This is a genomic window from Streptomyces alkaliphilus, assembly GCF_014141535.1.
Taxonomy (GTDB): Bacteria; Actinomycetota; Actinomycetes; order Streptomycetales; family Streptomycetaceae; genus Streptomyces; species Streptomyces alkaliphilus.
On record NZ_VKHT01000089.1, the window covers coordinates 1 to 9,461 of the forward strand.

The following is a 9,461-nucleotide window of genomic DNA, read 5'->3' on the forward strand; positions in this document are numbered from 1 at the left end:
CCCACCGTCCCCGCGTCCCGCCGTTCCGGCGCCGACGCGCCCCGCACGGCCCCGCGAAGGGGCGGCCCGAGACCGGAAGCACGAGGATCGCAGCATGGACGCCATCACCGTCATCCGCACCAAGCGCGACGGGGGCACCCTGACCCCCGAACAGATCGACTGGGTCATCGACGCCTACACCCGGGGCACGGTCGCCGACGAACAGATGTCCGCGCTCGCCATGGCGATCCTGCTCAACGGCATGGACCGCGCCGAGATCGCCCGCTGGACCGCGGCCATGATCGCCACCGGTGAGCGCATGGAGTTCTCCCGTCTGGACCGCCCCACCGTCGACAAGCACTCCACAGGCGGTGTCGGGGACAAGATCACCCTGCCGCTGGCCCCGCTGGTCGCGGCCTGCGGCGCCGCCGTCCCCCAGCTGTCCGGCCGCGGACTGGGCCACACCGGCGGCACCCTCGACAAGCTGGAGTCGATCCCCGGGTGGCGCGCGGACCTCGACAACGCGGAGATGCTGGACATCCTGGACCGGATCGGCGCGGTGATCTGTGCCGCCGGCCCCGGTCTGGCCCCCGCCGACCGCAAGCTCTACGCCCTGCGGGACGTCACCGGCACCGTGGAGTCCATCCCCCTGATCGCCGCCTCGATCATGAGCAAGAAGATCGCCGAGGGCACCGACTCGCTGGTCCTGGACGTCAAGGTCGGCTCCGGCGCCTTCATGAAGAACCTCGACGACGCCCGTGAACTGGCCGCCACCATGGTCGGCCTGGGCACCGACCACGGGGTGCGCACCGTCGCGCTGCTCACCGACATGTCGGTCCCGCTCGGCCTCACCGCGGGCAACGCCCTGGAGGTCCGCGAGTCGGTGGAGGTGCTCGCCGGCGGAGGCCCGGCCGACGTCGTGGAGCTGACCGTGGCCCTGGCCCGGGAGATGCTCGCCGCCGCGGGCCTTCCCGACGCCGACCCGGAGCGGGCGTTGGCCGACGGTTCGGCCATGGACGTGTGGCGCCGCATGATCGCCGCCCAGGGTGGTGACCCCGACGCCCCCCTGCCCACCGCCCGCGAGACCCATACCGTCACCGCGCCGACCACCGGCACCCTGGTGGGCCTGGACGCCTACGCCGTGGGGCTGGCCGCCTGGCGCCTGGGGGCGGGCCGGGCCCGCAAGGAGGACGCGGTACAGGCGGGCGCGGGTGTGCAGTGGCACGCCCGCCCCGGCGACCGGGTCACCGCCGGTGCCCCACTGCTGACCCTGCACACCGACGCCCCCGAGCGGTTCGCCGGCGCCCTGGAGGCGCTGGAGGGCGGGGCGGTGACCATCGGCGATCCGGTGGAGGGCGATCCCGGGACCGTCGGTCCGCTGATCCTCGGCCGGGTGGACTGACGGCGGCTGCCACCGGGGGAGTCTTCCCCCGGTGGCCCGGTGGCCCGGTGGCCCGGTGGCCCGGTGGCCCGGTGGCCCGGTGGCGTTCCGGTCGCTTCGTCGAACGGGCACGGCGTCCCCGGGAAACGGCGGCGACACGCCCGGGCGTGTGACGGCGGACTCCGCCCGCGGGGGACCGCGCCGGCCCGGTTGGTCGGTGCACATGACAGGATTCACTTCCCTTTCCCATCCGATGAGCCGGAGTTGGGTGCGGAGGTCGCCCCGGGGACCTGTAGCCTGAATGACGGATCAGACGGTGGTACCCCCGGGAGGTGAGGCTGACATGCGTGGCGAGCCTCCCAGTCATGCCGGGCGCCGCGTCCGGCACCCCCTTCCGGCGGCCTGATCGGGGCGTCGGTCCCGGGGGCGGTCGGCGTGTGCGCTCTCCCCGACGCCCGTGACCGCCCGATCCGCTCCGGGAGAACCCCGTCATGACGCACCTCCCCACCCTGCTCGACGACCACGACCTCGCCGGCGCCATGGAGTGGCTGGAGACCCAGCCCGCCTACTCGATCGCGGACGAACTCGCCCGCATGGACGCCGTGAGTTCGGTGGTCTCCTTCCGGCTCCTCGACAAGGACCGGGCCCTGGAGGTCTTCGAGGAACTGGACCCGGTGGACCAGCAGCAGATCCTGGAGGGTCTGCGCGACCAGCCGTTCCGCGACCTCGTCGAGGGCATGGACCCCGACGACCGCGCCCGGATGCTCGGCGAGGTCCCCGCCAAGGTGGCCCGCCGTGTGCTGGCCGGCCTCAGCGCCCACGAGCGGCAGATGACCGCCGCCCTGCTGGGCTACCCCGAGGGCTCCGTCGGCCGGTACATGACCCCGGAGACCGTCGCCCTCCAGCAGAACCTCACCGTCGCGGAGGCACTGGAGGTCGTGCGGCGCCGCGGCGCCCGCGCCGAGACCATCTACACCCTCCCGGTGGTGGACACCGGCCGCCGGCTGACCGGCATCGTCGAGCTGCGTGAACTGGTGCTGGGCGACCCCAACGCCCAGGTCTCGCAACTCGTGGAGACCGAGCCGCAGCGCGCCCGTGCCACCGACCCCGCCGAGCAGGCCGCCCGCCTGATGCGGGAGACCAACGTGCTCAACCTCCCCGTCGTGGACAGCGAGGACCGCCTGGTCGGCCTGCTGACCATCGACGACGCGGTGGAGGTCATCGAGGCCGCCGACACCGAGGACGTGGCCCGGCAGTCCGGTGCCGAGCCGCTGGAGCGGCACTACATGTCGGCGAGCGTCTTCCAGCTCTCCCGCGCCCGGGCGATGTGGCTGACGCTGCTGCTGGTGGCCGCGACGCTCACCGTCTCGGTCACCCAGGCGTTCGAGGGCGAGCTGGAGACGGTCACCCAGTTGGCGCTGTTCATCCCGCTGCTCATCGGCACCGGTGGGAACGCCGGCGCGCAGGCAGCCACGGCCGCCGTCCGCGCCCTGGCGGTCGGCGAGGTGCGCACCTCCGACCTGTTGAAGGTGATCTGGCGCGAGTGCCGCACGGGGCTGTTGCTGGGCCTCATGCTCGCGGTCATAGGTTTCGCGGTGGGGGCGGCCTTCGTCGGCCTGGAGATCGCGGCGGTGGTGGCCGTGACCCTGGTGGTCATCTGCGCCTGGGCCGCGACGGTCGGCGGCACGATGCCGCTGCTGGCCAAGAAGATGCGGATCGACCCGGCCGTGGTCTCCGCGCCGATGGTCACCACGCTGGTGGACGCCACCGGCCTGATCATCTACTTCAGCACCGCGAAGCTGATCCTGGGCATCTGAGACCGGGACGACCGCCCGATGCCCCACCGCCGGGGCGTCGGACGCCCGCCCCGGTCGAGGGACCACGAGGAGGCCCCCGGCAACCGCCGGGGGCCTCCTCACGGGTGGGAAGGGGTACCGGGACCGAGACGGCCCCGGTCGGGTCAGCTCGTGGCGGCCACCGGTACCCGGGGCGCGGCGACCGGCCGGCGAACCGTGGCCACGGCCGCCTCCCGGCGGGCCCGCCGGGTCGCGTAGAGGGTGATCCCGCCGGCCGTCAGCAGGGCGAGCAGGGCGAAGACCACCGTGCCGTCCCACCGGGCGTGGTGGTAGGTGAGGGCGCCCAGCACCCCGCCGACGCTGGCGCCCAGGTAGTACGTCACCTGGTACAGCGCCGAGGCCTGCGCCCGGGCCTCGGTGGCGGTGCGCCCCACCGAGGAGGAGGCCACCGCGTGGCCGAAGAAGAAGCCACCGGTGATCAGCACCAGGGCGGCGACCACGGCCGCCAGGTGGTCGACCGTGCTGATCAGCAGCCCGGCGACGACCGTGCCCATGCCGACGTACAGCGAGCCGCGCCGCCCCAGCCTGCTCATGCCGGGGCCGGTGATCGAGGAGGAACAGGTCCCCACCAGGTAGATGACGAAGATCGACCCGATCAGTCCGGCGGAGAGGTTGAACGGGGCCTCGCTCAGTCGGAAGGCGATCGCGGTGTACACCGCGCTGAACGCCGCCATCAGCAGGCCGCCGATCGCGTAGAGCCGCAGCAACAGTCCGTTGCGCAGGTGGCCGCCCAGGCTCGCGGCGGCCGGCCGCAGGCGCAGGGTCCGGGCGGTGAAGTTCCGCGAGGCGGGGATCAGCGTCCGGTAGAGCACCACGCCGATCAGGGCCAGCGCGGTGACCGCGGCCAGGCCCGCCCGCCAGCCCCAGCCCTCGGCGACCCAGCCGGAGAGGATCCGACCGGTCATGCCGCCCACGCTGTTGCCCGCGATGAACAGCCCGACCGCTCCGGCCAGGGCCCGACCGTCCAGCTCCTCCGAGAGGTAGGCCACGGCGGAGGCCGGGATGCCGGCGAGCGCCGCGCCCTGGAGGGCGCGCAGCGCCACCAGGGTGGTCAGATCGGGTGCCAGGGGGATCACGAGGGCCAGGAGGAGGGCCGCGGTCACCGAGACCGTCATGGTGCGGCGCCGACCGAACCGCTCGGAGAGCAGGCTCAGCGGGACGACCGCGACCGCCAGGGCGATCGTCGCGGCGGAGATGGTCCAGGTGGCGGCGTCCGGGCGGACGCCGAAGCCGGCGGCGATCTCCGGCAGCAGCGACTGGGTGGAGAAGAGCATCGCGAAGCTCGCCAGGCCGATGCCGAACAGGGCCAGGTTCATGCGCATCAGCGGCGGACGCGATGCGGTGGGAGCGGCCCCGGGCGTGGTGGGAGCGGTCGATGCGGAGGACATGTAACGAAAGTAGAACGACGGGTTTCATCCGTCCAATGCATGAAAGTGGCATGATCGATCCACTGGTGCATGAATCGAGATGAGGGCGGTCCGTGACATCGATCGGCAACGGAAAAGAGATCCCCGTAACACGCCGCGCCCCCCGGACCGGCCCGCCGCCCGGGGCGGAGGCCCCGGAGGCGGCCGAGGACGTGGCGGCCCTCCTCGCCCCCCGACTCGCCCACTTCGCGGCGGTCGCCCGTCACGAGCACGTCACCCGCGCGGCGGCCGAACTCGGCGTGCCCCAGTCCACCCTCAGCCGTTCAGTGGCCCGCCTGGAGGAGGAGTTGGGCGTGGCGCTGCTGGCCCGGCACGGCCGGGCCGTCGCCCTGACCCCCGCCGGCCGCACCTTCGCCGAGCACGCCGAGCGGGCCCTGGCCGAGATCGTCCGCGCCGCCGAGACCGTGCGGACCGACGCCGACCCGGCGGCGGGGCGGGTCGCCTTCGGCTTCCTGCGCACGATGGGCGCGGAGACCGTGCCGGGCCTCATCCGGGCCTTCCGGGCCGACCACCCCCGGGTCCGGTTCTCCCTGGTGCAGGGGTACGGCGAGCACATGGTGGAACGGATGCGCGAGGGCGAGCTCGACCTGTGTCTCATCTCCCCGGTCCCCGAGGCGCCGGACCTCGTCGCCCGCCGGTTGGACGAACAGCGGCTGTACCTCGTCGTGCCGGAGGGGCACCGGCTGGCCGGGCGCCGCCGGGTGCGGTTGGTGGAGGCCGCGGAGGAGGCGTTCGTGATGCTGGAACAGGGCTACGGCATGCGGACTCTCACCGAGAAACTGTGCGCCCGGGCGGGTTTCCGCCCCCGGGTCGCCTTCGAGGGCGAGGAGCCGGAGACGCTGCGCGGCCTGGTCGCCGCCGGCCTCGGGGTCGCCCTGCTGCCGCCGTCGACGCTGCCCCGGCCGGGGGTCCGCGAACTGGCGGTGAGCGCGCCGCGCGCGGTGCGGGAGATCGGCGTGGCCTGGATGGCGGGGCGCCCCGACACCCGCCCGGTGGCGGCCTTCAAGACCTTCCTGCTGGGTCGGCGCGGGCGTTTGCTCACCGACACCCATTGAGCCCCGACCCCGGGCCGGCGCGTGTCCGCTCGGCGTGCCGGGGCGGGGACACCGTGGCCGGATATGGCGTATCTACGCGCGTAGGCGTTACAGTCGCGGAATGACACGGCCATCCGCTTCCCCCTCCCGAGTCCCCACCCCGGAGCAGATCCTGCGGGCCCCGAAGGTCCTGCTCCACGACCACCTCGACGGAGGGTTGCGCCCCGCCACCGTCGCCGAGTTGGCCGCCGAGCAGGGTTACGCGAACCTGCCGGTGCCGGCCGACGACCCGGAGGCGTTGGGGCGCTGGTTCCGGGAGGCCGCCGACTCCGGTTCCCTGGAGCGCTACCTGGAGACCTTCGCGCACACCTGCGCCGTGATGCAGACCCGCGACGCCCTGGCGCGGGTGGCCCGCGAAGCGGTCCTGGACCTCGCGGCCGACGGCGTCGTCTACGCCGAGATCCGCTACGCCCCCGAACAGCACCTGGAGGGCGGGCTGACCCTGGAGCAGGTCGTGGAGGCGGTCAACGACGGCTTCCGCGAGGGTGAGCGGCGGGCGGCGGCCGAGGGGCGTCGCATCAGGGTCGGGGCGCTGCTCACCGCCATGCGGCACGCCGCCCGCTCGCTGGAGATCGCCGAGCTGGCCAACCGGTACCGGGACCGGGGCGTGGTCGGCTTCGACATCGCCGGGGCCGAGGCCGGGCACCCGCCCACCCGCCACCTGGACGCCTTCGAGTACCTCAAGCGGGAGAACAACCACTTCACCATCCACGCCGGCGAGGCATTCGGGCTGCCCTCCATCTGGCAGGCCCTGCAGTGGTGCGGAGCCGACCGGCTGGGTCACGGCGTGCGGATCATCGACGACATCGAGGTCGATCCAAAGGCCCCCGAGGGGGCCCGGCTCGGCAGGCTGGCCGCGTACGTGCGCGACCGTCGGGTCCCGCTGGAGATGTGCCCGACCTCCAACCTCCAGACGGGCGCGGCCGAGTCCTACGAGCGGCACCCGATCGGCCTGCTGCGTGGGCTCGGTTTCCGGGTCACCGTCAACACCGACAACCGCCTCATGAGCGGGACGAGTATGAGTCGTGAGTTCGAGGAATTGGCCCGGGCATTCGATTACACGCTCGACGACCTCCAGTGGTTCACCGTCAATGCGATGAAATCCGCGTTCATTCCTTTCAATGAACGTCTGGCCATGATCAACGACGTGATCAAGCCCCGTTACGCCGAACTGCGGTCCGAATGGTTGTTCGCCGGAGAGTCCCGATAGCCCTCTCCACCTGCGGTGATACCGACTCGGACGGTGCCGATGGGAAGCGTTCACGACATTTCCCGGGGTCGTTCGGGGCCGGTATTCGCGTTCTCCCGACTTTGCGATGTCATCCGTCGGGTCGATATCTTCCGGTCGCTGCCCCATGACCCCTCACCCGAGACGAGGACGGGAAGACCCATGAAGAAGTCAACCGCGCAGTCCATCGGCGTCGCCGCGCTCGGCGCCGCGATCGCCGTCACCGCCGCAGGCAACGCCCACGCCGCGCACGGCGAGGCGAAGGACCCCGTGGGCTCCACCCTCGACCGCCTGTCGGCCGCCGCCCCGGACCTGTCCCTCGGCGGTGCCGTGGACATGGTTCCGGCCACCGCGGCCACCAGCCTGGGCGCCGGCATGTACGCGCTGGGCGAGGCGGCTCACGGTGCGGCCGAGCACGGCGCCGGCCAGGGCATGATGCAGGACGCCGCCCAGACCATGGCGGAGTCCAACCCCGCCGCCGGCAGCGGCACCCTCGGCGGGATGCCGATGCAGGGCGGCACCCCCTCCCTCCTGGGTGGCCTGCCGATCGGCTGAGACCGCACCACGGCCCACCGGCCCCGGTACCGCCCCGCGGGGGGACGGCACCGGGGCCGGCCCCGTTTCCCCGGTCGGTGGGCGGGACCGCGCCGCGACCACCCGGGGACGACCACCGCGAGGTGAGAACACCGTCGGACCCGGCGGCGGACCCGTCGGGTTCGGTCACACGTCGGGGGATGCGGCGTCCGGGGGAGCGAGCCGATCAGACGGGGCGGACCAGGCCGGGGGAGCCCGGCCCCCGACCGGCGCCGGCCCGGTCGCCGTCGGGGCGGGAGGAGATCGGGGTCATGCCCGGCCCCTCCTCGGGGTCGCCGTCCGGATCGGCGATGCCGCCGAAGCGGGTGTCGGTGAACGGGCCCGGCACCACCCGCCCGCGCGGCGGGCCGTCCCGGTGCGCGGCGTCCGGGCCGGGGGCGGGGTCCCGTTCCTCCCGCGCGCCCGGGAACCACCGGCGCAGAGGCGCGAAGCAGAGCAGGTGCACCAGCGCCACACCCAGCGTGTTCAGGATCAGCGCGTCGATGTCGGCCTGGCGGCTCGGCAGCACCGAGCGGGCCATCCCGAGGGCGAGGGAGATCATCGCGCCGGCGAAGACCGTCCGGGTGAAGGAGATGACCGCCGAACCGCCCAGTCGGCGCCCGAGAAGGGGGAAGAGCACCCCCAGGGGGGCGAGGAGGGTCACTCCGGTGCCGATGTGCCGCAGGGCCGCTCGGGGTCCCTCGGTGAACTCCGCGCCGATCGTCGCGAAGGGACGGGTGTTGGTGGGCGGCACCCAGGCCACGGCCACCGGTCGCAGCGTCAACCACGCCACCACGGCCAGATAGGCGATCGTCAGCACTCCCGCCGTCAGGCGCAGGGAGCGGGGAACCCCCGGGGAGTCGATGGGACCGTCGGGGGCGTCGAAGCCGGCCGGGCCGTCGGGCGTCCGGCGCCGGGACGCTTTCCGTTGACGCTGCACGGATGCGATGACGCCCCGTGCGGCGCACCGGTTCCCCGTATTCGCGGTGATCCGTCTCACCCGGGAGGAATCCACCCGTACGGGGGGAACCGGCTCCCGGCGTCCCCCGTACGGCGCGGGACCCCGGGAGAGGGCTCGCTCTCACTCCGTGCCGCGCTCCTCCGAGGCGTCGGTCGACTCCGCGGGGGAGGACGGCAGGATCACCTCGGTACCGGCGTTGGGCGCGTTCTCCGGGCGGTTCCGCAACGAACTCGCACAGGTGTAGCCGCGCGCCTCGCGGTCCTCCGTCTCCGCCGGGCCGGCGAGCAGTACCGAGGTGCCGTCCCCGACGGGGCGGGTGTGCGCGAAGGTGCAGATGATCTGTACCAGCGCGAAGGCCGGCAGGTCGTCCGGATGCAGGCTCAGTCGCAGCAGCCGCTCCGGGTCGCTCCCGAGCGGCCCGGTCACCCGCAGATCCTCCGGCACGGCGCTGCTGAACCCGGCCGCCTGCTCCTCCTCCGGCGGCTCGGCCTGCAACTCGCGCAGCAACCGTCCCGCCACCGCCAGCCGCTCGGCGGCCGAGACCTCCGCCGGCTCGGTCGGCTCGCCCGGGGCCTCCCCCTCGAAGGGCGCCGGGTCGGGAAGGGGCACGTCACGGGGGACCGACTCCACCCGCGAGCCGCACACCAGGTACACGTCCACCTCCCCGGCCCCCTCCGGCGCGGTGCAGCTGGCCCGCGACGGCGCCGGCCCGGCGTCGACCGGGACGTCCATCGAGCGGATGCCGCAACCCGCTGCGGACAGGGCCAGCAGCAGGGCGAGCCCGGTCGCCCCGACGCCGTGCCCGCGGACGTGCCGCCCGGCGGCACGGTGGTGGTGGGTGATCCGCATGCCTCAGCCGTCCCTCTCCGCGTGCTCGCCCCCGACGCCCCTCGACGCCCCCGATCCGTTCGACGGGCCCGCTCCGTTTCCGGATCCCGACTCCCGCCGCGCCGCGGGGATGG

Annotated in this window: 8 protein-coding genes; 5 read left to right on the forward strand and 3 right to left on the reverse strand. The window is 73.7% G+C overall.

Annotated elements, in window-relative coordinates; translation table 11 throughout:
- Window positions 1–94: 94 nt before the first annotated feature.
- Complete coding sequence (locus tag FNQ90_RS05275; protein WP_182605193.1) at window positions 95–1,381, forward strand: thymidine phosphorylase; 1,287 nt, start codon at window positions 95–97, stop codon at window positions 1,379–1,381.
- Window positions 1,382–1,851: 470 nt separating this feature from the next.
- Window positions 1,852–3,177 carry a magnesium transporter gene (gene mgtE / locus FNQ90_RS05280; RefSeq protein ID WP_143622954.1) on the forward strand — a complete coding sequence of 442 codons (1,326 nt, stop codon included), beginning with the start codon at window positions 1,852–1,854 and terminating at the stop codon, window positions 3,175–3,177.
- A gap of 143 nt (window positions 3,178–3,320) precedes the next feature.
- On the opposite strand, the gene FNQ90_RS05285 is transcribed toward mgtE, so the two are convergent.
- A complete protein-coding gene (locus FNQ90_RS05285) occupies window positions 3,321–4,604 on the reverse strand; it encodes an MFS transporter (protein ID WP_182605194.1) in 1,284 nt (427 codons plus the stop codon).
- A gap of 191 nt (window positions 4,605–4,795) precedes the next feature.
- On the opposite strand from FNQ90_RS05285, the gene FNQ90_RS05290 reads away from it, so the two are divergent.
- The 3 genes from FNQ90_RS05290 to FNQ90_RS05300 all read left to right on the forward strand — a co-directional run bounded on the left by FNQ90_RS05290 (window position 4,796) and on the right by FNQ90_RS05300 (window position 7,520).
- Window positions 4,796–5,698 carry a LysR family transcriptional regulator gene (locus FNQ90_RS05290; RefSeq protein WP_182605197.1) on the forward strand — a complete coding sequence of 301 codons (903 nt, stop codon included), beginning with the start codon at window positions 4,796–4,798 and terminating at the stop codon, window positions 5,696–5,698.
- Window positions 5,699–5,798: 100 nt separating this feature from the next.
- On the forward strand, window positions 5,799–6,947 hold the full coding sequence (locus FNQ90_RS05295) for an adenosine deaminase (RefSeq protein ID WP_182605195.1): 1,149 nt from the start codon (window positions 5,799–5,801) through the stop codon (window positions 6,945–6,947).
- Between the two features lie 180 nt (window positions 6,948–7,127).
- Complete coding sequence (locus FNQ90_RS05300; RefSeq protein WP_143620325.1) at window positions 7,128–7,520, forward strand: ATP-binding protein; 393 nt, start codon at window positions 7,128–7,130, stop codon at window positions 7,518–7,520.
- A gap of 205 nt (window positions 7,521–7,725) precedes the next feature.
- Here FNQ90_RS05300 and FNQ90_RS05305 read toward each other — a convergent pair whose 3' ends face one another.
- Both FNQ90_RS05305 and FNQ90_RS05310 read right to left on the reverse strand, forming a co-directional pair.
- Window positions 7,726–8,538 carry a VanZ family protein gene (locus tag FNQ90_RS05305; protein ID WP_182605196.1) on the reverse strand — a complete coding sequence of 271 codons (813 nt, stop codon included), beginning with the start codon at window positions 8,536–8,538 and terminating at the stop codon, window positions 7,726–7,728.
- Between the two features lie 81 nt (window positions 8,539–8,619).
- Window positions 8,620–9,348 carry a hypothetical protein gene (locus FNQ90_RS05310; RefSeq protein WP_228470873.1) on the reverse strand — a complete coding sequence of 243 codons (729 nt, stop codon included), beginning with the start codon at window positions 9,346–9,348 and terminating at the stop codon, window positions 8,620–8,622.
- Window positions 9,349–9,461 lie beyond the last annotated feature (113 nt).